The organism is Undibacterium sp. WLX3042, assembly GCF_049544825.1.
In the GTDB taxonomy this organism is placed as follows: Bacteria; Pseudomonadota; Gammaproteobacteria; order Burkholderiales; family Burkholderiaceae_D; genus Undibacterium.
The window spans coordinates 2435093-2461670 of the sequence record NZ_CP186698.1 but is presented as its reverse complement, the minus strand read 5'-3'; the positions used below and the strand labels follow the sequence as shown (position 1 = coordinate 2461670).

The window sequence follows — 26578 nt, the reverse complement described above, 5'->3', positions numbered from 1 at the left end:
GATGCAATTACGGTCTTATTGTACTCTCAGCTCACGCAAACTGCTGCGGCGCAAAATGCATGTCCATTTCGGCCTGACGAGATAAAAATCAGGCAAATTAAATCTTCATCTCCACGCGCAAAGTCAGGGTTTTAAAGGTCCTGGCGTCGTTATAATCGATATGATTGATGCCGCCGGTCGTGACCAGACTACTGCTGATGGCATCGTTCGCCGTCAGATTATTTGCGGACAGACGTACCTGCAGATTCGGATTGAATTTCCACAGCGCATATAAATCCAGCTGGCGTTTGATGCCGGCGTAATTTAACTGCGCATTCGTGGTCTGGGTGTAATACGCGGGCGTCCAGTTAACATTACCGCCCAGCGTCAGCGGTAAGCCACTCAGACGATAATCGATACCGAAGTTCGCCGTTTGTGCAGGCTGCTGATCAAGGCGGTTATTGGAACCCAGAATATCGTCCACCTTAGACCAGAAACGGCTGTAATTAGTGCGGATATCAACCGATGGCGCCTCCGGGAAAAATTCCTGCAACTGAAATTTTGCTTCCAGCTCTATCCCCTTGGTCACTGCATGCCCGATATTTTTCGGCGACGATACCCAGCGTGTTTCCTGTGCCGTCACCACTGGTTCAGTCGTGCGGCGGATCAGATCATCAATATTCCGTACAAAGAGGTTTGCACTAATGATGCCGGCGCGGCTCAGATAATGCTCGAAAGCCAGATCGATGCCTTTCGATAATTCCGGCTTCAGATTCGGGTTGCCGGTACGATCGGGGCGTGTCGGCGTATTCAGATTAGAGATGCTGGGCAAGGCAATCAGATCATTCAATGCCGGTGCGCGATAGGTGCTGCTGAAGCCGAGACGGATCTGATCTTTTGAATCCGGAATGCGCCAGACACCTTGCAAAATCGGGCTCACCACCGTGCTGTCATTCGTCACTACGCCTTTGGCAGTTGTACTTGATGTGTGGACGCATTCCCAACGCAAACCTGCATACGCAGCGAACTGCGGATTGATATCAAATTCATCCTGAACAAATGCAGCAAGACGGCGGGTGCGCGCATCCAGATTGTCGCCAGACTCAGCAAATTGCGGCAGACCATTATCCAAAGACACCCGCGTCTGTTCGCGTCTGCCGAATTCCAACTCCCATCCGGCTGCCAGCGTATGCCCTTCGCCATAAGGCAGCATGTATTTGCCACCGGTATTGAGACTGCTGTCACGGGTATTGTTGACATCGGTAATCAGATCAATCTGCTTACCGCTGCTATCAAACTGCTTGCGACTGGACGCATTATCCATCTTCCCTAATCCGCCGCCAAAACGGACAGTGAGCTTGGCATTATTTGCGAAGCGGTGCTGCCAGTTGCCAAAGCCACGCAGGAACGTCGTTTCCGCATGCGCGTTTGCATTTGCCAGCGCATACGGCGTTGCGCCTCGGTAAGTGTCAGAACGGAATAGCTGATCCACCTCACTGCGACTATCAGAATCGCTGCGTGAGTGCATTAAAAACGGTTGCAACATCAGCGTGTCGCCATTCTCAAAACGGTAGTTCAAACGCGGCGCCAGATTAATGCCGGTGGTTTGCCGGTTCGTCTGATCAGCCTGATTCTGGATTAAAGCATCTTGACCGTTTGCATCCTTTTCAGACGTAAACGTCGTACTCTCATCATGCTGACGATTCTGAAACACTGAACCGCTGAACGCGTAACTGAGATTCCCTATTTCGCCCGGCATGGTGATCGAGAGATTCGGTGCCAGCCGCCCCTGCTCTGAACCCAGAGAAAATTTCAGATCGGTTGTTTTCTGCTTATATTCCTCGCGCAAAACGATGTTGATCGTGCCGGCGATCGCCTGCGTACTGAATTCAGCCACCGCGCCGCGAACAATTTCTATGCGCTCCACCTGATCGGGCGTCAGAGAATCCATGGAGAAACCACGCGGCGCGCGCTCGCCATTGATCAAAATTTGCGTATAACCATTGCCCATGCCGCGCATGCGGATGTCGCCACCACGCCCGGGACGACCACCGATTGTCACACCAGGCAAACGTTTCAGGACATCACCGATATTGGTATCGCCATTTCTGTCGAGTTCTTCACGACCAAAAATCAGTTTTGCCGCAGTTGACTGACGTCGCTCATCCATATCAGAGCGCCCACCGCTGATCGTCACTTTCTGCACATTCTCTTTGGCCGGTGCCTCAGTTTTTTGTGACTGCGATGCGGGTGCTTTCGTTGACGGCGCTGCCAGCTTTCCGGCGTCATCAGCACTGGCAGGCTTTACCGGCTCGGTTTGCGCATAAGCCGAAGAAACAAATGCAGCAGCAACTGCGATCGCAACAGGAGAAAAACGAAAAGGTATCAGCATGATGTCAAAAAAAGAGCAGATAAAGTAAAGCAATCAGGTATGAAAAGATCAGCAGACAATGCAACAAGAGGCGCTCTGCCGACAGGATGATTGTATTTTTATACTGCCGCGCACGCTACCCGCCGTGGGGGCAGTTTTGTATGGAATTGAAACACCGGCAGCAGGGCTGATACTTTGCGATACGTGACCATACGTCAGCGCGATGTTCCGGCGCTTCCCTGCCCGCACAGCTCAGCTGCCCACCGATACATACGGGCATACAGTCATGTATTTTTACGATATCAGGTAAAAAATACTCCCCCCCAGTATATTTACACGCCCTTTATTTATAAGGAGATAAAGGCATTTTTGTCGCATACTCCCCTGAAAAGCAGATAAATCCGATAAAAAAAGCCCGCCGGAAACATCCGGGCGGGCTTATTTGAAACGGCGCAACGATGAAAACAGATGGTCAGTCTGCGCGCGCCGCCAGATTCAGATTGAGCTGTGAACGCAGCAAATCTTCCGTGTCCGGCCGCGGGCTGTTACGCGCAGCTTCCAGCTTATCGAGATAAGCCGGTGTCACGTCGCCCGTGATGTAAAAACCGTCAAAGCAAGATGCTTCGATGTTTTTCAGCAGAGGATTGACGTCGGAAATAGAACGTTTCATCGCATCCACATCCTGATACACCAGCGCATCCGCCGTAATTTCGCGGCAGACTTCTTCTTCGGAACGACCAAAGGCGATCAGTTCGCTGCGGGTTGGCATATCGATACCATAGACGTTGGGGAATTGCACCGGTGGCGCAGCGGAGGCAAAAATCACGCGCTTCGCACCGGATTCACGCGCCATCTGCACGATCTCACGGCTGGTGGTACCGCGCACGATGGAATCATCCACCAGCAACACACTCTTGCCTTTGAATTCAGAGCTGATCGCATTGAGTTTCTGGCGTACAGATTTGCGGCGTACTGCTTGACCAGGCATCATAAAAGTACGACCGATGTAACGATTTTTGATGAAGCCTTCGCGATAATCGAGATTCAGTTTTTCCGCCAGTTCCATTGCAGAAGGGCGTGAAGAATCCGGAATCGGCATCACGACATCGATATCACCGAGGTTAAACTGGCGGCGGACTTTTTCAGCCAGATATTCGCCCATTTTCAGACGGGTCAGATACACCGACGCGCCATCAATGATCGAGTCCGGACGCGCCAGATACACGTATTCGAACGCGCAAGGATTGAGGCTGGGATTCTCTGCACATTGCTGCTGATACAGCTTGCCATCGAGGTCGATGAACAAGGCTTCGCCAGGCTCGACATCGCGGACAAACTTAAAGCCCAGACCTTCGAGCGCCACGGATTCGCTGGCGATCATGTATTCGGTGCCACCGGCATTTTCAGAAATACCCAGACATAAAGGACGGATGCCGTGCGGGTCGCGGAAAGCCAGCAAGCCGTAGCCGGAAATCTGTGCCACGACAGCATACGAACCGCGTACCCGGCGATGCAGCATGGACACTGCGCGGAACAAACCTTCAGGGTCGAGCGAATAACCGCTGGTCACTTCCTGAATCTGATGCGCGAGAATGTTCAGTAACACTTCTGAATCGGAATCGGTATTCAGATGACGGCGGTCATTTTTGAATAATTCGATTTTCAGTTCAACCGCATTCGTCAGATTACCATTGTGAGCCAGCACGATACCAAACGGCGCGTTGACATAAAACGGCTGCGCCTCTTCTTCACTGGTCGAGCCAGCAGTCGGATAACGCACCTGACCGATACCGACATTCCCCGGCAAGGAACGCATATTACGGGTACGGAAAACGTCACGCACTAAGCCGTTCGCTTTGTGCATAGCAAATTTATTGCCGTGATTGGTAGCAATACCAGCCGCATCCTGACCACGATGCTGGAGTAACAGCAAGGCGTCATAAATGAGCTGATTGACAGGACTATTTGAAACTACACCGACGATGCCACACATGGTGGACTCCTAAAAAGACAAATTAAAACCGGACATGATCTGACACCGACGCTGGCAGAAACGGGATCACCGTACGCGCCGCTGTTTCTGCCAACGGGCTGAACAAGGCGTTTTTCCAGAAAGCCTGCTGCGGCATACTCGTCATGCCACACACCAGCACCGCCGCCAACACCAGCACGCAGCCGCGTGCCAGACCAAATAAACCACCGAGTCCACGGTCCGCCAGCGATAAGCCGCTAGCTTTAATGACCGCGTCCACCGCCATCATCACCAGCGCCATCAACAGACGCACACCGATGAACAACAGCAGAAAAGCCACAATCAGCCTGATAATCTGCCCCGGAAACACGGCGGGTAACCACTCAGCCAAAGTTTCACTGTAGGCATTCGCAACCACGAAAGCGACAACCCAGCTGACCAGTGACAGAATCTCTTTGATCAATCCGCGCATCGTGCTGATCACTATCGAGGAAATCAGTATCACCAGTACGACGTAGTCAAACAGAGTCAAGATCCGCGCCCCGTTCAGTTCGGTACCAGCGAACCACTTAAACCTAATTTCGTCAGTTTGACGCGCATTTTTTCTGCTTCTTCTTTGGATTCAAACGGACCGACACGGATACGGGTTTTATCACCAGAGGCTGTCGCTACTTTTTGCGTGTAAGATTTAATACCGCCGCTCTTGAGCTTGGCTTGCAGCTCATCGACTTTTTCCTGCGTGGACAAAACCGCGATCTGCACGACAAAAGAAGATTTATCGGCGGCTTCAGGTTTCGCTACTTTTGGCGGTGCCTTACCTTCAAGTATCGCTAATGCACGCGCAGCATCGTCATCGTTGCCGTTCGTTTTCACGAGTTTGGTTTCAGTTTTTGGTTCCGGTTTGGTATCGGCTTTACGTTCAGACTTAGACTCTGTTTTATGCTCGGTTTTGTCTGCCGTTTTGTCTGCCGGTTTCGCTACGGGTTTGGCTTCAGACTTAGATTCCGGCTTGGTTTCTGATTTCGTCTCGGGCTTCACTTCAGCTTTTGTTTCAACTTTGCGCTCAGGCCTTTGCTCAGCATTGACTGACTTGCCGGCATCCGCTGTCACTGTCGCTACATCGGTTTTCGCTGGCGCAGCTTTACCGATCACATCAGTAGTCGCTTTATTTTTAACGCTGCTGACAGGCTCGATGATTTCTTCAACGGGATCGCTATCGATGACTGCGGATTTGCGCGGTGCAGCTGGTTCGGAAACCTGATTTGATGCGAGCTCAGACACCTTGTCTTTTGCAGGGATGCGGATATTGACGTCATCCGCCAAAGGTTTGGGTTCAGAATCCAGTATCATTGGCAGACCAATAATGGCGGCCAGCGCCAGTGCCATCGCACCGATCAGACGACGGCGCGCACGTTTTTTCTCCGGCAAAATAGGATCGTTGATCTTATTTTTACGGGCACTTTCCGTCTTTTTGCTACGAGCCCGGGACTGAATACTGTCTTCCTCAGAACGGGAACGGAATGCACCGCTGTCCTGACTATCGGAAGTTTCTTGCTTCTGTTTAAAGCGCGAGAGCAAACCCATGTGCAAATAATCTGGTTAGTTAGCGTTGTCTGCCCGGAAAAGCCGGGCAAACCGACAAAATCACATCAATGCAGTGCAGTCCTTCTGGCGCGCATTGCACCGGCGACCGTCAGGAAAGAACCGAAGACTACTATTCTATCATTTTCACCCGCCTTGCTGATGGCTTCTGCATAGGCAGCTTCCGGCGAGTCAAACGCAACGATGGTTTTTTCCGGGTCACTTAACACACCGGCATCCAGCAATTTTTGCTTCAGCTGTGCAGCAGTCGCAGCGCGCGGCAAAGGCAAGCCGGTCACATACCAGTGATCGACTTTATCCTTTAACTGCGCAATTACACCGTTGATATCCTTATCCAGCATGGAGCCGAACACGGCATAGGTGTAGGCGTGAAAGCCCATGTTATCGAGATTCTGCGACAGTGTTGCCGCTGCATGCGGATTATGCGCGACGTCCAGCACCACAGCAGGCCGCCCTGGCATCACCTGAAAACGACCGGGTAATTCCACCATCACCAGTCCGGTACGGACTTCCTGCGCCCCGACGGGCAATACATGACGCAGCGATTCAACTGCAGCAAGCACACCGGAAGCGTTCAGCAACTGATTCGCGCCGCGCAAGCTGGGATAACCAAGCGAATTACGACGCTGGGCGCGGCCACCGAAATTCCATTGCTGCTTATCGCCAGCGTAATTAAAGTCACGACCGAACAGCCATAAATCCGCGCCGATTGCATTCGCATGATCGACCAGCGATTGCGGCGGCACCGGATCGCTGCAAATAGCAGTTTTACCGGAGCGGAAAATGCCCGCTTTTTCAAAGCCGATTTTTTCCCGCGTATCGCCCAGATAATCGGTGTGATCAATATCAACGCTGGTAACAATCGCCACATCCGCATCAATCACATTCACCGCATCCAGGCGACCACCCAGACCGACTTCCAGTATCACGACATCCAGCGGCGCTTCGGCAAGTAAATAGCAAATCGCCAGCGTGGTAAATTCAAAATAGGTCAGCGAGGTCGATTCGCGGGCGTTTTCAACGGCGGTGAAAGCCTTGATCAGGCTCGCGTCATCGACGTTTTCACCATTGATGCGGGCGCGCTCGTTGAAATCCAGAAAATGTGGTTTGCTATACAAGCCAACGCGGTAACCTGCCTGCAGATACACCGCTTCCAGCATCGCGCAAGTAGAGCCTTTACCGTTCGTACCGCCGACCATAATGACTGGGCAGGAAAACTGCAGACCCAGACGATTTTTAACAGAGGCAACACGCTCCAGCCCCATATCGATTTCTTTAGAGTGGCGTGTTTCGAGTAAAGCCAGCCATTCAGGCAGACTTGCAGGCAAATTGGACATAAGATAAAAAAAGCCCGAACAACATGATGTCGGGCTTACAGAGAAAATTCAGATTAATTAAGCAACTGCATCGGCTGGCTGATTTTGCAGCAATGCCAGCAAACGGGCGATTTCTTCACGCATTTTACGGCGGTCAACAATCATATCAATCGCGCCTTTTTGCAGCAGGAATTCCGCACGCTGAAAGCCTTCCGGCAATTTTTCACGAACGGTATTCTCAATCACACGCGGACCGGCAAAACCGATCAGTGCTTTAGGCTCAGCGATCACGACGTCACCCAGGAAGGCGAACGAAGCGGAAACGCCGCCCATGGTCGGGTCAGTCAGCACAGAAATGAAAGGCAGACGCTTTTCAGATAATTTTGTCAGCATCGAAGTTGTTTTTGCCATCTGCATCAGTGACAACAGACCTTCCTGCATACGCGCACCACCGGTCGCCGTCACACAGATAAATGGCACTTTTTGCTCCAGCGCTGCCTGCGCACCGCGCACGAAGCGCTCGCCGACGACGGAGCCCATAGAACCGCCCATGAACTCGAACTCAAAGCAGGCAGTAACAACCGGAATCGACATGATAGAACCACCCATGACGACCATCGCATCGGTTTCGCCGGTAGTTTCAAGCGCATCCTTCAGGCGATCCGGGTATTTCTTACTGTCTTTAAATTTCAGGGTATCGACAGGCAGGACTTCCTGACCGATTTCATAACGACCGCCGGCATCAAGCAGAGAGTCAAGACGCTCCCGTGCGCCGATACGCATGTGATGGCTACATTTAGGACAGACATGAACATTGGCTTCCAGATCTGATCTGTACAGCACTGCCTCGCAGGAAGGGCATTTCACCCACAGGCCTTCGGGAATCGATTTGCGGTGTGCAGATTCCGAGCGCTGTATGCGCGGTGGTAACAATTTTTCTAACCAACTCATGTTTTCTCCTCGTAACAGCCAGTCTGCAATCGCTGCAAACCGGCATCTGGTTCATTCTGATACAGGAACCATGGTGTACTTTCAGGTACGTTCGGCGCGTATTTTACTCGTCCAAGGCCTGTCTGACACCAGAAATAAAACTTTTTACTGCGGCAACACCGTTTTCATGCGGCGTATTCTCTAATTCCTGAATGATACGCGAACCGATCACCACGGCATCCGATACCGAGGCAATCGCTCTGGCGGTCGCTCCGTCACGGATACCAAAACCAACGCCCACCGGTACTTTGACGTGTTTCTTGATGCGCGGAATCATCTCTGCCACGGCATCCAAATCCAGATTGCCGGAACCGGTCACCCCTTTGAGGGACACATAATACACATAGCCACTGGCAATTTTACCGACCAGCGCGATGCGTTCATCGGTCGACGTCGGTGCCAGCAGGAAAATCGTATCCATGCCTTGTTGTTGCATTCTGGCGGCAAAGTCTTCACATTCTTCGGGCGGATAATCCACCACCAGCACGCCATCGACACCGGCCTCGGCAGCCTGCGCAATGAAAGCATCCTGCCCCATACGTTCGATAGGATTGGCATATCCCATCAGCACCACCGGGGTTGTCTGATTGCTCAGGCGAAATTCGCGGACGAATTGTAATACATCACGCAAGCCAATTCCAAATTGCAGCGCCCGCTCAGAAGCACGCTGAATCACCGGACCATCGGCCATAGGATCAGAAAACGGCACACCCAGCTCGATGATGTCGGCACCACCTTCGACCAGCGCATGCATCAGCGGCACGGTCATAGCAGGCGCCGGATCACCGGCAGTAATAAACGGAATCAGACCTTTTTTTTGCTGCGCCGCGAGCGCGGCGAGAGTAGCTTGAATTTTTGACATAGTATGAAATAAGAAAATGTACGGCGGCATCACGTCAAAACATCACTGACCAGCAATGCCGCCCGGACAAAAGATAGTGCAATCCGGGCACTCAAAACAGGCATCCAGATACTCCCCGGGGTATATCCTGAAGCCCTTTACTTATGCTGACTTCAAGCGAGAAAATCAAAATTTATGGGGGAGTATCTGTCGTTTACCTCATTTACTGCCTTTTTTACGCCCGGTTATACGCTACTGACAAAGACTGCATTAAAACTTCAGCCCGGCACGTTCAGCCACGGTATGCATGTCTTTATCGCCGCGTCCCGACAAATTTACCAGCACGATCTTATCTTTTGGCAACGTCGCCGCCAGTTTCGCGCCATACGCGAGCGCATGGCTCGATTCCAGCGCCGGAATGATGCCTTCGATGCGGCAGCAATCGTGAAAGGCTTTTAATGCTTCGTCATCCGTAATCGTCACATACTCAGCACGGCCACTGTCTTTTAACCAGGCATGCTCAGGACCAACGCCGGGATAATCCAGCCCGGCGGAAACAGAATGGGTTTCAATGACCTGACCATTCTCATCCTGCAGCAGATAGGTGCGGTTACCATGCAAAACGCCAGGCGAACCGGCGGTCAGCGAGGCGGAATGCTTGCCGGTGTCAACGCCCTCACCTGCCGCTTCCACGCCGATCAGCTTTGTATCTTTCTGATCGATGTAAGGATAAAAAATACCCATCGCATTCGAGCCACCGCCGACGCATGCCACCACATAATCAGGCTGACGACCGGTTTGCTCAGGCATTTGCCACAGGCATTCCTCACCGATCACCGACTGGAAATCGCGCACCATCATAGGATAAGGATGCGGGCCAGCCACCGTGCCGATGATGTAAAACGTGTTATCGACATTCGCAACCCAGTCGCGCATCGCCTCATTCAGCGCGTCTTTCAGGGTTTTGGAACCGGATTCCACCGGCACCACCGTCGCCCCCAGCAATTTCATGCGATACACATTCTGCGCCTGCCGCTTCACATCTTCCGAGCCCATATACACGACACATTCGAGGCCAAAGCGGGCGCAGATCGTGGCAGTCGCCACGCCATGTTGACCAGCGCCGGTTTCCGCAATCACGCGCGGTTTTCCCATGCGTTTGGCAAGCAAGGCCTGACCAATCACGTTATTGATTTTGTGCGCGCCGGTATGATTCAGATCTTCACGTTTGAAATAGATCTGCGCGCCGCCCATCAGATCAGACCAGCGTTTAGCGTGATACACAGGCGATGGACGACCGACAAAATATTTCAGCTCTTTGCGAAATTCTTCAATGAAATCCGGATCATTGTGAAACTTCGCGTATGCATCCTTGAGCTCATTCAAGGCATGCGTCAGCGTTTCAGAAACGAAAGTGCCGCCATACGGGCCGAAATGACCGCGCTGATCGGGTAAATGGTAACCGGAAGATTGGTAAATCGCCTGACGGGCGACATCAGGATATTCAGAATGGGCACTGCCCGGTACGATGTTTTTCATGTCATTCCTTTATTTCTTTTGCTGAGCCCGGTCATGCATTCCTCGTGATTCATCACGTCAGAGTCAGAACCAGCACCGGACTTCATGGTAGTTTTTTCAGCGATACGCGCAACATCAATATGTGCAGCATAGCTGTCAGCAGATTACTGATCAGTTTCGCTGAGTCTCGATATCAGCGCTATCAGCGCTACGCACCGCAGCGATAAACGCCTGTACTTTGACTTCATCCTTGCGCCCTTTCGATAACTCGACACCACTGCTGATATCGACTGCGAACGGACGCACCTGACTAACTGCGCCAGTCACATTTTGAACGCTCAAGCCACCACTTAAAACGACCCGAGGCGCGAGCTCTTTTGGGATGAGAGACCAATCAAAAACCTTTCCACTACCACCGTAACTTTCGACGAAAGTATCCAGCAGCAAACCGTTAAATAAAGGACTTGCGTCACGATATGAACGCTCACATTCTAACAAATCATCTGCGCTCGTGTCAGGTCTGACGCGAAAAGCTTTGATAAACGGCCGCTGCACACTGGCCGCCAGCGCAGCGCACTGCTGCGGCGTTTCATCTCCATGAAATTGCAACAGCTGCAGCGGCACTTTTTTTATCGTGTCCTGCAAATCCTGTTCAGTCACATTCACAAATAAACCTACCGACACCACAAACGGCGGCAACGCCTGCAACAACGTCGCTGCTACATCCGGCCCGACATAACGCGGGCTGGGTGGGTAAAACACAAATCCCAGAGCATCAGCACCGCTGGCAACGACGGTGTTCACGTCCGCAAGATTAGTCAGCCCGCAAATTTTAATTCTGGTTCTGTGTTGCATCATCTGCCCGCAAAATGGAGGAAAACTTATTTTACCCTTTCGCTCATGTTTTTCACCCGCGATAACGCGGCAAAACACCAGAGTTCTGAGATAATCAGACCATCTTTTCAGGCTCAGCACTATGACAAACTCCGCATCGCAATCCCACATCGGCAATTCCTGCACACGCCTGTTCGGGCTCAACATCCACAATATGTCTTTTGCAGAGGCAAATCAGCATTTGTTAGATGTTGCCGCCGATCGCCAGCATCCTGCGCGAGTGGTGGTCACACCGAATGTTGATCACGTAGTACGGCTCGACAGTCAGCCTGAATTCAAACAGGTGTATTCAACCTCTGATTACATTTTTGCCGATGGTATGCCTGTCGTCTGGGCCAGCAAAATGTCTGCAAACCCACTGCCAGAACGCGTCACCGGTGCTGACTTATTTGTCTCTTTATGCAAGGGCTGCGTTGAAAAAAACATGTCCATCTTTGTCGTCGGCGGCATGCCGGATCAGGAAGACATGCTACTGCGGGCATTCGCGCAAACCTACCCGGGATTACAAGTCTCAATCTTCTGTCCGTCAATGCAATTCACACCGGATGGTAGCGAAGCTGATACCGCGATTGACCTGATACAGCAGGCGCAACCGAATATCGTATTCATCTGCCTCGGTATGCCGAAACAGGAATACTTCGCCTTCCGCTATCGCCGCGAGCAAACCAGCCGTAACGCCCCGCTGTTGCTGTGCGTCGGTGCGGCGATGGAGTTTGCGCTCGGCCAGAAAAAACGTGCGCCACTTTGGATGCAAAAAATCGGCATGGAATGGTTCTGGCGTCTCGCCAGCGAACCGCGCCGCTTGTGGCAGCGTTACACAACGCAAGGCTCAAAATATATCGGCATCCTGTTACGCGAACGCCGCGCACAGCAAGCGCTGCGACGCCAGTCCTGAACAAGCATCGCAAAAATAAAAAAGACCGCGCATCATGAGCAGCGCGGTCTTTTTTTTGCTTGCGACGATGCCACCGTTTGTAGGCCGTCAATTGATGCCCTTATTCATTGACACCCTTTTTCAATCACGCAATCTGTTTCAGCTCTTCCGAAAATTGCTCATTTTCAGTCGAGCCATGCAAAGCGGTGGTTGACGACTGGCCTTGTTGTATCGCCTGCGTCACTGCATCAAAATAACCGGTTCCCACTTCGCGCTGGTGTTTCACCGCAGTAAAACCTCTGGCGGCGGCAGCAAATTCCTGCTCCTGCAATTCAACGAAGGCAGACATGTGACGGCGCGCATAACCATGCGCCAGATGGAACATGCCGTAATTCAGCGCATGGAATCCGGCCAGCGTGATGAACTGAAATTTATAACCCATCGCGCCCAGTTCTTTTTGAAACTTGGCGATCGTGATGTCATCCAGATTTTTCTTCCAGTTAAACGAAGGCGAGCAGTTATACGCCAGTAATTTGCCGGGGAATTTCGCGTGTATCGCCTCGGCAAACGCCCGTGCAAAAGCCAGATCGGGTTTGCCGGTTTCACACCAGATCAGATCGGCATATTCAGCATATGCCAGACCACGGGAAATCGCCTGTTGTAATCCGGGCCGGGATTTATAGAAGCCCTCGACCGTGCGCTCACCGGTGCAAAAAACCTGGTCATTCGGGTCGATATCCGATGTCAGTAAATCGGCAGCTTCCGCATCGGTGCGCGCCAGTATCAGGGTCGGCACGCCCATCACATCCGCCGCCAGACGCGCCGCATTCAGTTTTTCAATTGCTTCGCGGGTCGGCACCAGAACTTTGCCGCCCATGTGGCCGCATTTTTTTACCGACGCCAGCTGATCTTCAAAATGCACGCCCGCCGCACCGGCATCGATCATCGCCTTCATCAATTCAAACGCATTCAGCACGCCACCAAAACCGGCTTCTGCATCGGCAACAATCGGCGCAAAATAATCAATCTCGTCTTTGCCTTCCGCCCATTGAATCTGGTCGGCACGCGTCAGCGTGTTATTGATGCGTTTCACCACCAGCGGCACAGAATTGGCCGGATACAGCGATTGATCGGGATACATCTCGCCTGCAACATTCGCATCACCCGCGACTTGCCAGCCAGACAGATAAATCGCTTTCAGACCCGCCTTTACTTGCTGCATCGCCTGATTGCCCGTCATCGCCCCGAGTGCGTGAATAAACGGCTCGCGGTGCAGCAGATCCCACAATTTGAGCGCACCGTTTTTCGCCAGCGTGTGCTCCACCTGCACTGACCCGCGCAGCCGCACCACATCCGCTGCCGTGTAATTGCGTTTGATACCTTGCCAACGTGGATTGGCATCCCAGTCTGCCTGTAAAGCAGCAATTTGCTGTTCCCGCGTACTCATACTATCCCCTGCTGATCAATGAAATTCGATTTCTATTGATATAAATCATAGGAGTTTTTTTGCGCAGCAACAATGTCTTATATAAGACAGAAAACAGATATTTAACCTTTTTAAATCAAGGCCCTACATTTTTTATTTCGCGATGCGGAAGTGTTTTTCTCAAAATGAGAAAGCAGATTGATGCGCCGAAACAGGATTTCTCATAATGCGGCAAGCTGATTTCATATCACGGTATTTTTTAGGGCGGAAGATCGTGCAGTCAATGAAATAACAGCAAGTCATGCATGCCAACCTTTTGTATCAGTGCGGGCTGCGTGTCAATTTCACACAAGCATGTTAACGTCGATCTCTTCACGGTTATCCCGACCAGCCAAACACACGCAGGAATATTGAGCACATGAGAGACACACTGAAAAGAAAGATCATCAAAGTCTGTGATGAAAAGATCGAGACTAAAGGCGACAGCGTTGGCCTGTCCTTTTATGCATTCTTTGCCAACAAAAACGATGATCCTGAACTGCTCATGGAAGCCGCAAGGTGGTGGATACTGGAAAACAAACTGGATCACTTTGAAAAAGCAGCAAAGATCAGGCGCATGGTTGAGGCAACGCTCTGAGTACACCTGCCTGAAAAGCCGCTCAGTTTGGCAATGGTGCTGGCTTCATCGTTTTTTTGCCTGTTAACGGCCAAAATATACTGGGGGGAGTATTTTTAAACGCCCAATGAATACGCTGAGAATAATGTTTTTTGGCACATACTCCCCTTTTTTATAAAAAATCCTTGACCGTAAGGATGAGAAAGACCTCAAATCTAAAATGCCGTCTGGCTGGACATTCGAAGATGGCGACACCTATGAGAGATTAAAGCTCGCTGGAATCAAGTTGCGACCACATTAGGCATTAGCGCCACTCGATACAAATAAGTTAAACAACGAGGATCAACCTCACCTTCCCTCAATCAACACCTCATACCACACCGTCGGTTTATTCAGCGCGATCTGGAAACCACCAGCGACACGACTGATGTCATTTGCCGCAATCGCGCTCAGGCGCTGGCCCTGGCCGTCGAGTGGGTAAATCTGGATTTTATGTGCCTTGGTCGGATAGAAGATCGTTGCTGCAACCCGTTCCTGCCAGACTGGGCCGATGGCGTCGCGTGGGCCAGATGGTTTGCCTGCATTGCGGCTGTCCGGCTCCAGCGTCCACCATTGATGATCACCGGCATACGGCACCAGTTTTTTTGGTCGGGTGGGTATTTCATCGGGCTGGCTACCCATCGTTGCGCCGCTCAGGCTCAGCAATACACGTCGCGAAGAGCTTAAAGGCTTGCCGTCTCTGCTCATCGCCAGCATCACACCAAACCGCCGCGTGTTTTTAGCAAAAACGGGCGACATCCATTGCTCTGCAACCGGCTTATCCGTTGGTGTGCCAAACCCGGCAAACAGCCCGCTGTATGGCGTCGTGACGCGCATATTCGGGCCGTCAATGTGAAACTGCAAAGCACCACCGGCGGCAGACCAGATGGCTGAATTATCCGTTGACGATGCTTGCATTTCTTCTTTCGACTGCGATATTTGTTCGTTGTTATCCGGCGCGTCGCTGACCGTAATGTGTTTGGAAAAAGCGTCTTTGATATCGATGTTGCGCTTGCTTTTCAAATAATCGGTGTATGCCGCCGATGAAACGCCATCGCCCAGCGCGCCAAACAATTGCCGCTGTTCTGCGCTGATGGGTATGCGCAACTGTTCGCGCAAAACGGGAATCTGAAAATAACGGAACATGGCGGCCGACATGCCCACCGTGGCAAGTTGCCCGCTCTGCCCGCTGAGGCCAAAACTATCCGGTAAGGCTTGCCAGCTATTGCCGTCGGCGTAGTGAAAGAAAAATAATCCGTCCCAATCCTGCGCACTGGCGATCGCGGTCATGACGGGAATAATTTCTGCGCTTTGGCGATTCGGATACGCCTGATTAAATTCGCTGACCACAAATGGTTTTCTGGCATCGCGATAAAACGCCCTTTTCAACAAGGGCTCCCAGCCTTCACGCAAGGCAGAATGATCGCGGATGCGCCAGTCATTTCTGTCCCAGGCCTGATGCGGAAAATCGTAATGATCAACATAAAAATGCTCGTCGACGTAATCCATCTCTTGCTGAGCATCAGTATTGAGCAAGCCGCCAAAGTACACTTGCGTACCGGTCAGCGGCAGATTCGGGCCTACTTCTGCGCGTATTGCTTTGCGCATCGTCGCCAGATATTGCTTGTCCATCTCGACCAGAAAGCGGGTGAAATCCAGAACGCGACGACCGGCGCCCTGCTCATGAATTTCATACTCTTGCTGAAAGAACGCAGACGAAGACCAGCCTAATTTGCTGGCAACACGCTGCAAAAAATATTTGAACTGCGCAAACCAGCCTTCGCCACGCGCCAGAACACGCGCCTCATCACTTTTGACGAGTAAGGCACCTTGTTTGGTAAGACCGCAACTGCGCCAGAGTTCACATGCTTTTTTCAGACTGCCATGCTGGCGCGTAATCCAGTGCTGCCATTGCTGCTGCAACAAACGTTCGTATTCACCGGAGAGTCCATCGAGTTCTTTGCGTTGCCACGCGCCTGCCAGCGAGGATTCGTTATTAATTTCTATCATGGCCAGCGCAGGGTCATCATTGAGCTGTAAACGCCGGATTAACTGCTGCGCGTACTCAACTTGCAGTGCAATCATGCGCGGCTCGAATATATGCAGCGGGTGGCTCGCGTACGGCATGGTTTCACCTGGCAACATCGGCGTCAGGCGGTCAACTGCATAACGAAAGGTATAGCCGACATGCAGATTCAGATTAACGTAAATACCTTCTTGCCTGAGCGCTTCGATCAGGGTATGCAAGCGCTGCAAAGCAACCGGATTAAAGCTGGGAAACGCACCGCTGTTTAATATGCCCTGCGGCTGTACGTCGCTATCGCTCAGCACAGAATCGAGATGGTGTAATCTGACTGCGTTAAAACCCAGACGCCGCAAACGTCGTGCGATTTTCGGGGCATCTTCTTCCGGTGGAAAATTCGCGGCACCGCTGAGGCTGATACCGAACAAGCGTATGCGCTGATCATCTGCGGTATTGATTTTATTGTCGGCACCGATGCGATAAAAGTGCGCCTGTTTCACAAACAAACGATCACTGTGCGTCAGCGGATTATTCATTGCGCTGAAATCCGTCACTGTGGAGAGCTGATCTTCATTCACGCTGAACGGAAACCACTCTGCATCTGCGGCAAAGACAGGACTTGCCTGAATAGAAAATACGGCAAGCGCCAATGTTAACTGAAAAGTCAGTGAGCGCCAGGCGTGTTTGGCCAAATGCAGAAAATAGTTCATGAAATAAATCGCGACAACAGAGCAAGACATTAGAATATCGCACAAACAAATGACAAAGATATGAGTCAATGACAATTCCGCCGGTTTCAGAACAATTTAAGCCCATGCAAGACTATGAAATCCTGCTCATCAGAGCAATGGTGGTCTTATTTGCGGTCTTTTCTTTGCTGCCTTACGGTATTTCCTGGGATTATGTTGGCACATCTTCCTTGACGATGGAAGGCTCGCTGACGACAAAATTAGAATGGGGCAGTCTGTTTCTGGTTGCCTTGTTCGTCATATCAAAACATCTGCCGGAGGTGTTGAAAGACCTGCGTGCTTTGAATCCTTTTCTGGTGCTGGTACTGATCTGGTGCGTGCTGTCGAGTATCTGGTCGCCCTTACCTGCTGTCACATTCAAACGGGCAATACAACTTTACGGCATCGTTCTGATCGGTCTCAGCATACAGCTTGCACCACGCCCTTTGTATCTGATTGTGAATTGTTTAATTTATACGTTGATGAGCATGCTGGCACTCTCACTGGTGATGGCGGTGGCCGTGCCCAGCATAGGTATTGATTATGAACTGGGGGGCGCGTGGCGTGGCGCACTCTCACAAAAAAATGAATTAGGCCAGGTTGCCGCGATGTCTATCTTGTTGTGGCAAGTAAAAGCATGTCTGGAAAAGGTCGATTTCAAGCTGCTGTTATTCGTGATTCTGTTCAGTTTTTTTATGCTGGTGATGAGTAAGAGTTCAACCAGCATGATCATTACTTTATCGACCAGCGCTATTTTTCATTTACTCAGAAAACGCCGCTTGAGTTCTGATTACTCGATCACCCGCGTGCTGCTGAGTCTGCTTTGCGTGTGTCTGGTTGCGGTCTATATTTTTTATATGCAGGAATCGCGCTTTCCGACCTGGCCGGAAATCTCTGCGCCGATCGCAAGTATTTTCGGCAAAGGCTCGGATCTGACCGGGCGCACTGATATCTGGGACTTGGTCTGGCTGGAAATTGAGCGGCACTGGGTGCTTGGGCTGGGTTACGGCGCTTTCTGGTTAGGGCCGGACAGTCTCTCGCAATTCGTGATTGACGCGCTGAACTGGATTCCCCTGCAATCGCACAACGGCTATCTCGATATCTTAAATGAACAAGGGCTGACAGGACTGACGCTCTGTATATTAACTTTACTGGTGCAGATCAGAATGCTGGTTCTGCTATCACATAAAGACAGAACACAAGCCGCATTCTGGAGCGCGATGTTGCTGGTTGTGGTGGTGACGAATTTTACGGAAAGCAGTCTGTTCCGCGGATTCGGTTTTCAGAATGTATTTTTTATCTTTGCACTGGTCGCGGTCACATCGTCCACACGCAGGCTGAATCAGAATGAAGAGCATCCTGATGCAGAAACGGAATCAGCATCAAATCAGGCTACTGTTTCTTAATGTGTAAACCGGCGCCCCAAGCGCAGAAACGGAGTTTCCACCCAACGACACGACAAGTCTGCAAGAATGAACGAGAGCACGATCATCATTGGAAATTTCACCGCAAAACTGAGATCAGGCAGCCACATGGTGATGATGCCAAAAACCAGCCAGTGATACAGGTAAAGCGAATAACTGACGCGCCCGATATACACAAATACCGGCGTACTCAGGATGCGACTAGCCAAGGAGGTATTCAAAACCAATGCCGGAAACAGGCACATTAAAGCGACACCCTGTATCGAGTAACGAAAACTTTCGCGGAAATTTTCGTCACGAAACAACAGCGACAACAGCATTAACGCAGCACCAGCGATGATCACTTTCTTTTGACTGAAAAATTCTAAGGCCCACTCTGTCCGTGCGAGTAAAAACGCAAAACAGGTGCCGTACACGATCGAATCTGCGCGGGTATCGGTCGCTTTGTAAATACGGTAATGCGGCAAATTGTCGAGCCCGACGCCATAGACCAGATAGATGCGCCAGAGCAGCACGCCGATCAGCAGAGAAATTGCGACACGATAAAAGCGCTTGGGTACGGCAATTACCGCAAGAAAAAATACCGGGAAGATCATGTAGAAATGTTCTTCGACCGCCAGTGACCAGGTAATCGACAAAGGCGGCGGCAACACTTCGCCACTGAAGCCAATAAAGATACCAAAATAGTTCGCAAAATAAAAAAATACCGAACTCAGCTCTGTCCACGTCCAGTCAACATGAGCTAACTGCATCGTGATGAGTGAGAGAACAACAAATACGATCAATGCTGGCATCAGGCGGAAAAAGCGCCGTATATAAAACTTCTTAATGCTGATCGTACCCGTCTTATCCCACTCGGCAATCATCAGGCGGGTAATGATAAAGCCGCTGATAAAGAAAAAAATCGTGACGCCTAAACCGCCGGGAACGATGTGCCCCAGCCAGGCATGTGACACCAGCACCAGCAAGATTGATACGGCACGCAGGCCATCTAATGCCAGAAGCCGCTGTTGATACGAAGCACTCATAAGAAACCCGCTACTTTATTTTTTAACCACCGTAAGCCTCTGATACCTTGCCACGGAAATGGCTGAGCTTACCTAATTGAGAAGCTGCGACCCGCGCCCAATGAAACGCTTTCGGAGGAACGAACAGCATCAGTGCAATCACTAAAACTGACGCGATAGTCATCTGCACAAGCGCACGGAAAGACAACCAGAGCGCACGCCCTGAACGTGCCGACGGCGGGCACATTGCCAACTCTGTCCGCATAAACAATTGCCCGGTGCGAAACGATCTTTGCAACAACCATCTTGCCCTGGCACGATCCACAGGCACAAATTCAAGCGCCGGTGCATCGTCACACCAGACCATGCGGCTACCGGACGCATCAAGACGACGGAATAACATGGAATCCTCGCCACCAGTGCGGCCAAACGCCGGATCAAACGGCCCCTCCGTACCGCCTTGTGTCTGAGTTATCTGCGTAAGTACCGAGCGACGAACAAGCACATTGCCGCTACGGGCATCACGATGATCGATCACGGTTCCAGTCGCTAAACGACGCCGGTCAAAGTAGCCACCTTTTTTGATCCATTCAGGCACACCGTCCTGATATTCGGGCAACACCGGTGCAAACACGACGTCTGCTGCGTATTTTTTTTGCGCGCTGAACAAATTCAATAACCAGTCACGCCGGGGAAGCTCGTCATCATCGATCATGCATATCCATTCGCCACGAGAAGCGCGGATGGCTGCATTTCTTGCGAGGGAAATATTCGGCTGACTTAAATTCAGCACGATCAACTGATCGTGATGCTCTGCTTTAAATTCCGCCAATGCACTTGCTGCTGACTGTTGCGGGTCATTATCGACAACGACGACCTCAATCCGGCAATCCGGGATGTTCTGCGAAAAAACAGCAAATAATAAGCGGCGCAATAACTGAGGGCGACGAAAAGTACAAATACAGACGCTGACATCGATCATCTGGTGTATCGTCCGTAATTTAAGCCGTACGCCGGAAGAATGGCAGCCGGCGCAGGGCAGACAAGATGCTGACCCGCAGACCAGCGCCCGCCCGGGGTGAATACTGGTTGTATATCGTCCCTATCACATTCACACCCGCCGCCTGCATATCGCTTCTGGTCTGACGCAAATCGCTTAATTCGGTGACGTCCTTCTGCGCAACGAGCAAAGCATCGCCAATCTGATGAGCAACCATCTGGGCATCCGAACTTTCAGAAGCCGCACAAGTATCAAATACAAACGCGTCAAACTGGTCGTGGCATGATTCCAGCAAATCACGCAGTCTCGGAACCCGCAAGATTTCCAGAGGATTCGGCGCCCGAGGACCGGCGGGCAGAATGTGTAAATTCGGCATCAACGGAATCAGGGCATCATTGAGTGGTAGCCGGCCGACCAGGACCGACGACAGACCATCACGGATTCCCAGCGAAAACAGCTCGTGTAAATCGCCGGTACGCAAATCTGCATCAATCAGCAAGGTTTTTCGACCAACCTGCGACAACGCAATCGCAAGACTGGCAGCCATATACGTCTTACCCTCACCCGTGCCGGGACTGATCAGCGCAAATTTAATTTTTTCCTGCGCACCATATTTCAGCAATAATTCGCTCCGCAATCCACGGATTTCTTCTGATTCTTTAGAAAAAGGCGCATGAAAAAAACGCAGTTTCTTGTCTGCGCTACCGTTGTATAAATCCTTGCTGCCAGCACCAAATTGCTCACCCAGAGCGGAATCAATTTCAGCCTGACTCAGCAAACCCAGAGCCAGTGCCGCATCACCAAAACGCAATTTTTTTTCTCTCTGTTCGACAGATATCTGCTCAACCTGGGCTTCGGTCAGCAAGCCTTTCTGTAAAAATAACTCTCCAAGACGCCCGATTTTTGTTGCGCCTGATGGTGTCTCATTCAGTTCAGGCATGGGTCTTCCTCTCAGCAATACGACCGGCACTCTCATCTTTATCCAGCAGCTTTTCATAAAAGCCGACCTGCGCCATCACAGGAACATCGAATTCACGTTCAAGATCTTCGCGGCAACGTACTTTTCTGTGCATCAGCTCCAGTAAAAACGCCAGACTAAAACCCAGCATCAGTCCAGCGATCAGACCAAAAATAAGATTATTTTTCAACAAAGGTTTCGCATGTCTTTCCGGCAGCTCAGCCCATTGCATGACTGTCGCATTTGAGATTACAACGTTACTCGTCATCAGCAATTCATCAAATTTCTGTATCGCCGCGTTATAAACTTTCTGAACACTGTCCAATTGACGCTGATAAGAACTGATGACATCGCGGTGTTTTTTGTTTTCAAATGTTTTTTTCTGATAGGCAGCTAATTCCGCTTCCATCACTTTTTCCTGCTGCGCCAGTCTGCTCTCGACAACCAACTGGGATTGCAAAGCAGTGCCGGACTCTTTTTCCAGCTTATCCATCAGCGCTTTTCGCTCATCCTGAATCGCGATGTAACGGGGATGTCTTGCACCGAGCGTGGTCTTCGCATTTGCCAGTTGCGTATCGAGAGAAATCAGAGCTGCCTTCAGGCCGGATATATGACCGATACCGGCAATTTCGGGTATATCAGAATTCAGATTACCCTGTTTCAGCAACTTTTCTAAAGATTGCCGTTTGGCCTGTGCCTCAAGTTTTTGCAACTGAGTTTCCATCAGTTTCGCGCTCAATGCCGCCATCTGACGGGATTCCAGATCAGCACGCTCATCTACATCAACGATCTGAAATTCTTCCTGATATGCCGTCAGTTTTTTTTGCAATTCATCCATCTGCCGGCTTAAAGTCTCCAATTGCGCGTTGTACTGATCTTTGCGCGCGCGTGCCGGTGCATTCATCATTTCTAATGAAAGATCAATATAGGATTTCACCACTGCATTCACGACTTCTTTTGCATGCTGAGGAGTGCCGGCAGAATACTGTATCCCGATCACGCGACTGTTCTTGTGCGGGGCAACGTCGATATTTTTTGCGATTGACTCTGCCAGCGCACGCAAGCCGCCCTGCTCACCGTATCGGGCAATCAGGCGCCGGCTTTCGTCAGAATCCTGCAGGTGCAACTGGGCAATCACGCGCTCTGCCACTTGCACACTTTTAATCACATCAAACTGAGTTTGCAGATAACTTTCATCCTGCAAAGGATGAAACTGGCGGCCGCCGATAGGATCATTGACACGGTAATCAATAAAAATATCAGCCGTCGCAACATAAGTTTTGGGCAGTAAAACGCTGGTAATTCCTGCACCAACGACGGCGATCGCCGCCACGATGAAAATCAAATAGCGCCTGGCACGCAGCATCGCGCCGATCTGGGTAAATGACAGGATCAACTCAACCGAAGGATTTTTCGTCTTAGTCATTAAAAAATCCGTTCTTTGATCATGACCACGTCCCCTGGCAATACCGGATCGGAAATTTTTGCCGGAATCTCTTTCAGTTCTCCATTCTCTGATTTCCGGTGAATGATGATCCGCGAAGCGGAACCACGATCAGTAATGCCGCCACCGATAGACAAGACGCGCACGACATTCAGATCATCTTCCATCGGATACATACCTGGCCGGCGGACTTCACCGTACACATAGAAATTCTTTTGCTGCCCAACAATCAGCACATCGTTCGGAAGAATTTTTTGCATGAGGCTGTCATTACTTTTCTCATCGTCAAAATCCAGCTTCAGAGAAGTAAATTCGCGCAACTCATTCTGTCCGCCCTGATTTGCGCGGCGTAATACCCGCAGATGTTTGTCCGCTCTGGGAGTCACCCCACCCGCGAGACTCAGTGCTTCGACGATACTCATCTGTCCTTGCAGCGGGAAACGCCCCGGACGCAGCACTTCACCAATCACGGAAAAACTGCGACTGATCTGCTGATTGATTTTGACCGATACTTTGGGATTGAGTAAATATTGCCCTTGCTCGAGTTTGCCGGAAAAAATACTGGCAACCTCATTGGCAGTTTTTCCTTTGATGCTAATCGTCCCCACCAGAGGCAAAGTAATCATCCCGGTCGGGCCAACAATCACATCAGCACTCAGATCAGGTTGCCCGAATACGGTAATCAGCAACTGGTCGCCTTCACCGACCAGATCTGAAGAAGATTCAACTGCAGATGCAGCAGGCTGTTCCTCTCCGGCGGCAGGCGTTTTCTCCGGAGGTACACTGGATAATTTGTTTTCAAACTTCAGTCTTGCGCTGATACCCTGCTCAGCCTCCTGCGCAACAACATTCGCAAATATTGAAATCAGCAGAATTCCAGCGCATAGGCGCCCGAAAAATCCTGTATTGAATTTCAAAATAGAAGTAAAAATCATTTAAACCTGAACTGAGAGAGAAAACGGTTTTATTTTATCTTGCCAGAGTAAATAAAGATGCAAATTTTTGTCATAGACACAAAATATCGTTAGTTTAAAATCCCTCGTCAACTGCAGCGACTGAAAACACAAACATAACAATTATTAACCATTAACAATTGTTAGCGCGACACTTGCTACGTTAATATTGCACAAAATGAATGAAAGCAAATTATGGTGCCATCCTCAACAGAGCAAGTCCCGCAGCATTCCCTTTTCGATACAAATACCAGTGCCGGCTCAGTCAGCTACAAGACCGTACCATTGGTCATCATCGCGCCTGTCCGCGACGAAGCAGATTTAATCCGTTTAACGTTGGACTCGATGGTGCGTCAGACCATACGTCCTGTTGAGTGGATCATCGTCGATGACGGATCACAAGATGCAACACCAGACATCGTTCGTGAATATGCAGAAAAATATGATTTCATCCGTCTGGTGCAAAGACCAGACCGGGGATTCCGCAAAGTCGGCGGCGGCGTGGTTGCCGCTTTCAAGTACGGCGTATCGCAGATCAAACACCAGGATTATGAATACATCGCGAAATTGGATGGCGACATGTCGTTCGGCCCGCGCTACCTCGAGCTGATGTTTGATCAGTTTGCAAAGGATGAAAAATTAGCCGCCGTTTCCGGCAAAGTCTTTCGCGAAGAAGGCAGTCAGAAAATCGAAGAAATCATCATCGACGAACATGTTGCAGGTCAGTTCAAGCTTTACCGGCGGTCGGCTTTCGAGCAGATCGGAGGATTTGTCGAAGAAGTATTGTGGGACGGAATCGATGTGCACACCGCCAGAATGAAGGGATGGAATACGCTGAGTTTTTATCATCCGGAAGCGATTCTGATGCATCACAGGCTGATGGGGTCGTCAGATAAAAATGTGTATCGTGGTCGTCTGCGCTGGGGCCGGGGAATCTGGTTTATGGGGTACCACCCACTATATGCAATTGCGTCCGGGGTCTTCAGGATGCGCGAAAAGCCCTTTATTATCGGCGGTTTGCTGATTATTGCCGGCTATCTGCAGGCAGCATTGAAGAATGCGCCCAGATACGACAATCCGGAATTCAGGAAACACCTGCATCAATGGCAACTGGCACAAATCAAAAATTTATTTTTCAAAAGTAAAACCAGATAAAAGATTCAGCACTTATGTTTAATTCTTACTCGCATGCTAGCTCATCGCAACCGGCACATCTGCTTTCTGTGCTGACGGGGATAGCATTCGGTAGCGCGGTCTGTGCCACGCTGTTTGCCATTCTGCATCATGTAGAGGGAACCGATCCGGATGTGTTTGGTATCCGTATCCTTATTGCCGGCTTCACCAGCATCATCGTATTTTCGAGCCACCAGTTACTTAACTCACTTCAGGCCAAAGATGCGCTCCCTTTATTTCCTAAACTGAGCTGGCGCTGGTTTATCGTCTTTATGGTTGTGTTACTGACCGCGTATATCGACAAAGCATCAGAACAACTCTCCCGTAAAGTCATGTTCTTGTGGCTGGTGATAACCCCCTTTGTTCTGATGACCGTTGCGATGCTGATACGGTCGCTTGCCAAAGCTTATTATTCCAATCCCGCTCGTCGCAGAAAAGCGGTGCTGATCTGGTCAAATTCAGCTTCCTCATCTTTGGTACGGGCGTTAAGAGATTCACCTCTGGCTGCAATTGATCTGATCGGTTTTTTTGACAACAGGAATGAGTTTCGTCCACCGATTGATCTGAAAAAACTGGGGAATATCGAAGACGCGGTGAACTGGATCGTTGATCAGGAAACCGGAAAAATGAATGTCGACATCGTTTTTATAGGGATGAGCAGCAAAGAATCCCCGGAACTCGAGGAAATTATTGAGGTTCTGTATGACAGCACAGCGACGACCTATTTTGTTCCGGAGTCCTTAATTTTCGGCATGCCGGGCATACAGCTGCGTGAATTGGCAGGTCAGCCAGTTCTGGCATCCACTGAAACGCCATTCATCGGGCTCGCCGCGCTCCCCAAAAGGATACTGGATTTTACCGGCGCTCTGATCGGCCTGATTTTGCTGGCCCCCGTTTTCCTGGCAATTGCCATCGGCGTACGCCTCAGTTCACCCGGCCCTGTATTGTTCAAACAAGTGCGCTACGGTATTGCAGGACGACCGATCAACGTCTATAAATTTCGCAGTATGAAGGCAGCGCCGAAAGATGTTCCGGTCATTCAGGCCAAAGTCGGTGATTCCAGAGTAACTAAATTTGGCAGCTTTATCAGGAAAACATCGCTCGATGAATTGCCGCAGTTGTTTAATGTACTGAAAGGTGAGATGAGTCTGGTTGGACCGCGGCCCCATGCCGTTGAGCACAATGAACTCTACAGAAAGCTAGTGACTGGCTACATGTTCCGCCATAAGATCAAACCGGGAATCACTGGCTGGGCACAAGTCAACGGACTCAGGGGAGAAACAGAAACGCTGGAAAAAATGCAGGCCCGCGTTGATTACGATCTTTATTATATGCAGCACTGGTCGGTCTGGCTGGATATCGTCATCATCTGGCGTACGCTGAAAGTCGTTTTTGGCGACAAAAATGCTTATTGAGTGGTCTTTGTAAGG

Annotated in this window: 21 protein-coding genes; 5 read left to right on the top strand and 16 right to left on the bottom strand. The window is 50.6% G+C overall.

The window, feature by feature from the left end; all coding sequences use genetic code 11:
* Positions 1-97: 97 nt before the first annotated feature.
* The 9 genes from ACPAOP_RS11180 to ACPAOP_RS11140 form a co-directional block, all read right to left on the bottom strand.
* Positions 98-2371 carry a TonB-dependent receptor plug domain-containing protein gene (locus ACPAOP_RS11180; RefSeq protein ID WP_423708044.1) on the bottom strand — a complete coding sequence of 758 codons (2274 nt, stop codon included), beginning with the start codon at positions 2369-2371 and terminating at the stop codon, positions 98-100.
* Positions 2372-2822: 451 nt separating this feature from the next.
* Positions 2823-4343: an amidophosphoribosyltransferase gene (purF, locus tag ACPAOP_RS11175; protein ID WP_423708042.1), complete on the bottom strand. Its 1521-nt coding sequence runs from the start codon at positions 4341-4343 to the stop codon at positions 2823-2825.
* Between the two features lie 22 nt (positions 4344-4365).
* Positions 4366-4854 (bottom strand): CvpA family protein, encoded by a 489-nt coding sequence (locus ACPAOP_RS11170; protein ID WP_423679499.1) that lies wholly within the window; start codon positions 4852-4854, stop codon positions 4366-4368.
* 14 nt (positions 4855-4868) lie between these two features.
* A complete protein-coding gene (locus tag ACPAOP_RS11165) occupies positions 4869-5906 on the bottom strand; it encodes an SPOR domain-containing protein (protein ID WP_423708040.1) in 1038 nt (345 codons plus the stop codon).
* 65 nt (positions 5907-5971) lie between these two features.
* On the bottom strand, positions 5972-7261 hold the full coding sequence (folC, locus tag ACPAOP_RS11160; RefSeq protein ID WP_423708039.1) for a bifunctional tetrahydrofolate synthase/dihydrofolate synthase: 1290 nt from the start codon (positions 7259-7261) through the stop codon (positions 5972-5974).
* A gap of 57 nt (positions 7262-7318) precedes the next feature.
* Positions 7319-8191, bottom strand: a complete 873-nt coding sequence (gene accD / locus ACPAOP_RS11155) for an acetyl-CoA carboxylase, carboxyltransferase subunit beta (protein WP_423679496.1) — start codon at positions 8189-8191, stop codon at positions 7319-7321.
* A gap of 103 nt (positions 8192-8294) precedes the next feature.
* Positions 8295-9092, bottom strand: a complete 798-nt coding sequence (trpA, locus tag ACPAOP_RS11150) for a tryptophan synthase subunit alpha (protein WP_190478244.1) — start codon at positions 9090-9092, stop codon at positions 8295-8297.
* Positions 9093-9341: 249 nt separating this feature from the next.
* Positions 9342-10610, bottom strand: coding sequence for a tryptophan synthase subunit beta (gene trpB, locus ACPAOP_RS11145; protein WP_186897472.1), 1269 nt, complete (start codon positions 10608-10610; stop codon positions 9342-9344).
* Positions 10611-10760: 150 nt separating this feature from the next.
* Positions 10761-11444, bottom strand: coding sequence for a phosphoribosylanthranilate isomerase (locus ACPAOP_RS11140; RefSeq protein WP_423708037.1), 684 nt, complete (start codon positions 11442-11444; stop codon positions 10761-10763).
* A 121-nt stretch (positions 11445-11565) separates the two neighbouring features.
* Here ACPAOP_RS11140 and ACPAOP_RS11135 point away from each other — a divergent pair, with 121 nt between their 5' ends.
* Positions 11566-12378, top strand: coding sequence for a WecB/TagA/CpsF family glycosyltransferase (locus ACPAOP_RS11135; RefSeq protein WP_423708035.1), 813 nt, complete (start codon positions 11566-11568; stop codon positions 12376-12378).
* A 124-nt stretch (positions 12379-12502) separates the two neighbouring features.
* Here ACPAOP_RS11135 and aceA read toward each other — a convergent pair whose 3' ends face one another.
* Complete coding sequence (gene aceA, locus ACPAOP_RS11130; protein WP_423708034.1) at positions 12503-13804, bottom strand: isocitrate lyase; 1302 nt, start codon at positions 13802-13804, stop codon at positions 12503-12505.
* 397 nt (positions 13805-14201) lie between these two features.
* Between aceA and ACPAOP_RS11125 the strand changes: the two genes are divergently transcribed.
* On the top strand, positions 14202-14420 hold the full coding sequence (locus ACPAOP_RS11125; RefSeq protein ID WP_423708033.1) for a DUF6500 family protein: 219 nt from the start codon (positions 14202-14204) through the stop codon (positions 14418-14420).
* Positions 14421-14747: 327 nt separating this feature from the next.
* Here ACPAOP_RS11125 and ACPAOP_RS11120 read toward each other — a convergent pair whose 3' ends face one another.
* The gene (locus ACPAOP_RS11120) at positions 14748-17171 is read right to left on the bottom strand and encodes a hypothetical protein (protein WP_423708032.1); all 2424 of its coding nucleotides are present in this window, start codon (positions 17169-17171) and stop codon (positions 14748-14750) included.
* A gap of 104 nt (positions 17172-17275) precedes the next feature.
* Between ACPAOP_RS11120 and ACPAOP_RS11115 the strand changes: the two genes are divergently transcribed.
* Positions 17276-18595 carry an O-antigen ligase family protein gene (locus ACPAOP_RS11115; RefSeq protein ID WP_423682157.1) on the top strand — a complete coding sequence of 440 codons (1320 nt, stop codon included), beginning with the start codon at positions 17276-17278 and terminating at the stop codon, positions 18593-18595.
* On the opposite strand, the gene ACPAOP_RS11110 is transcribed toward ACPAOP_RS11115, so the two are convergent.
* From ACPAOP_RS11110 to ACPAOP_RS11090, 5 genes are read right to left on the bottom strand one after another with little or no spacing between them, the layout of a single operon-like run.
* Positions 18592-19641 carry an acyltransferase family protein gene (locus tag ACPAOP_RS11110; RefSeq protein ID WP_423682156.1) on the bottom strand — a complete coding sequence of 350 codons (1050 nt, stop codon included), beginning with the start codon at positions 19639-19641 and terminating at the stop codon, positions 18592-18594. The two genes, ACPAOP_RS11115 and ACPAOP_RS11110, sit on opposite strands and share 4 nt — an antisense overlap.
* A 22-nt stretch (positions 19642-19663) precedes the next feature.
* The gene (locus ACPAOP_RS11105) at positions 19664-20602 is read right to left on the bottom strand and encodes a glycosyltransferase (protein WP_423682155.1); all 939 of its coding nucleotides are present in this window, start codon (positions 20600-20602) and stop codon (positions 19664-19666) included.
* 19 nt (positions 20603-20621) lie between these two features.
* Entirely contained in the window at positions 20622-21560 is a 939-nt protein-coding gene (locus ACPAOP_RS11100) for a polysaccharide biosynthesis tyrosine autokinase (protein ID WP_423682154.1), read from the bottom strand.
* Complete coding sequence (locus ACPAOP_RS11095; RefSeq protein ID WP_423682153.1) at positions 21553-23004, bottom strand: Wzz/FepE/Etk N-terminal domain-containing protein; 1452 nt, start codon at positions 23002-23004, stop codon at positions 21553-21555. Before ACPAOP_RS11095 ends, ACPAOP_RS11100 begins: the two co-directional genes overlap by 8 nt.
* Positions 23004-23957, bottom strand: coding sequence for an SLBB domain-containing protein (locus ACPAOP_RS11090; RefSeq protein ID WP_423708031.1), 954 nt, complete (start codon positions 23955-23957; stop codon positions 23004-23006). The genes ACPAOP_RS11095 and ACPAOP_RS11090 overlap by 1 nt, the downstream gene beginning before the upstream one ends.
* A 213-nt stretch (positions 23958-24170) precedes the next feature.
* Between ACPAOP_RS11090 and ACPAOP_RS11085 the strand changes: the two genes are divergently transcribed.
* Positions 24171-25130 carry a glycosyltransferase gene (locus ACPAOP_RS11085; protein WP_423708030.1) on the top strand — a complete coding sequence of 320 codons (960 nt, stop codon included), beginning with the start codon at positions 24171-24173 and terminating at the stop codon, positions 25128-25130.
* Positions 25131-25144: 14 nt separating this feature from the next.
* A complete protein-coding gene (locus ACPAOP_RS11080; protein WP_423708029.1) occupies positions 25145-26563 on the top strand; it encodes an undecaprenyl-phosphate glucose phosphotransferase in 1419 nt (472 codons plus the stop codon).
* Positions 26564-26578 lie beyond the last annotated feature (15 nt).

Excerpts from the sequence above, each read along its gene's own strand:
- ACPAOP_RS11135 (WP_423708035.1), top strand. The coding sequence starts at position 11,566 with ATGACAAACTCCGCATCGCAATCCCACATCGGCAATTCCTGCACACGC.
- ACPAOP_RS11140 (WP_423708037.1), bottom strand. The coding sequence starts at position 11,444 with ATGCAACACAGAACCAGAATTAAAATTTGCGGGCTGACTAATCTTGCG.
- trpB (WP_186897472.1), bottom strand. The coding sequence starts at position 10,610 with ATGAAAAACATCGTACCGGGCAGTGCCCATTCTGAATATCCTGATGTC.
- ACPAOP_RS11080 (WP_423708029.1), top strand. The coding sequence starts at position 25,145 with ATGTTTAATTCTTACTCGCATGCTAGCTCATCGCAACCGGCACATCTG.
- ACPAOP_RS11090 (WP_423708031.1), bottom strand. The coding sequence starts at position 23,957 with ATGATTTTTACTTCTATTTTGAAATTCAATACAGGATTTTTCGGGCGC.
- purF (WP_423708042.1), bottom strand. The coding sequence starts at position 4,343 with ATGTGTGGCATCGTCGGTGTAGTTTCAAATAGTCCTGTCAATCAGCTC.
- ACPAOP_RS11105 (WP_423682155.1), bottom strand. The coding sequence starts at position 20,602 with ATGATCGATGTCAGCGTCTGTATTTGTACTTTTCGTCGCCCTCAGTTA.
- ACPAOP_RS11095 (WP_423682153.1), bottom strand. The coding sequence starts at position 23,004 with ATGACTAAGACGAAAAATCCTTCGGTTGAGTTGATCCTGTCATTTACC.
- ACPAOP_RS11165 (WP_423708040.1), bottom strand. The coding sequence starts at position 5,906 with ATGGGTTTGCTCTCGCGCTTTAAACAGAAGCAAGAAACTTCCGATAGT.
- accD (WP_423679496.1), bottom strand. The coding sequence starts at position 8,191 with ATGAGTTGGTTAGAAAAATTGTTACCACCGCGCATACAGCGCTCGGAA.
- ACPAOP_RS11125 (WP_423708033.1), top strand. The coding sequence starts at position 14,202 with ATGAGAGACACACTGAAAAGAAAGATCATCAAAGTCTGTGATGAAAAG.
- ACPAOP_RS11115 (WP_423682157.1), top strand. The coding sequence starts at position 17,276 with ATGCAAGACTATGAAATCCTGCTCATCAGAGCAATGGTGGTCTTATTT.
- folC (WP_423708039.1), bottom strand. The coding sequence starts at position 7,261 with ATGTCCAATTTGCCTGCAAGTCTGCCTGAATGGCTGGCTTTACTCGAA.
- ACPAOP_RS11120 (WP_423708032.1), bottom strand. The coding sequence starts at position 17,171 with ATGAACTATTTTCTGCATTTGGCCAAACACGCCTGGCGCTCACTGACT.
- trpA (WP_190478244.1), bottom strand. The coding sequence starts at position 9,092 with ATGTCAAAAATTCAAGCTACTCTCGCCGCGCTCGCGGCGCAGCAAAAA.
- ACPAOP_RS11110 (WP_423682156.1), bottom strand. The coding sequence starts at position 19,641 with ATGAGTGCTTCGTATCAACAGCGGCTTCTGGCATTAGATGGCCTGCGT.
- aceA (WP_423708034.1), bottom strand. The coding sequence starts at position 13,804 with ATGAGTACGCGGGAACAGCAAATTGCTGCTTTACAGGCAGACTGGGAT.
- ACPAOP_RS11180 (WP_423708044.1), bottom strand. The coding sequence starts at position 2,371 with ATGCTGATACCTTTTCGTTTTTCTCCTGTTGCGATCGCAGTTGCTGCT.
- ACPAOP_RS11100 (WP_423682154.1), bottom strand. The coding sequence starts at position 21,560 with ATGCCTGAACTGAATGAGACACCATCAGGCGCAACAAAAATCGGGCGT.
- ACPAOP_RS11085 (WP_423708030.1), top strand. The coding sequence starts at position 24,171 with ATGGTGCCATCCTCAACAGAGCAAGTCCCGCAGCATTCCCTTTTCGAT.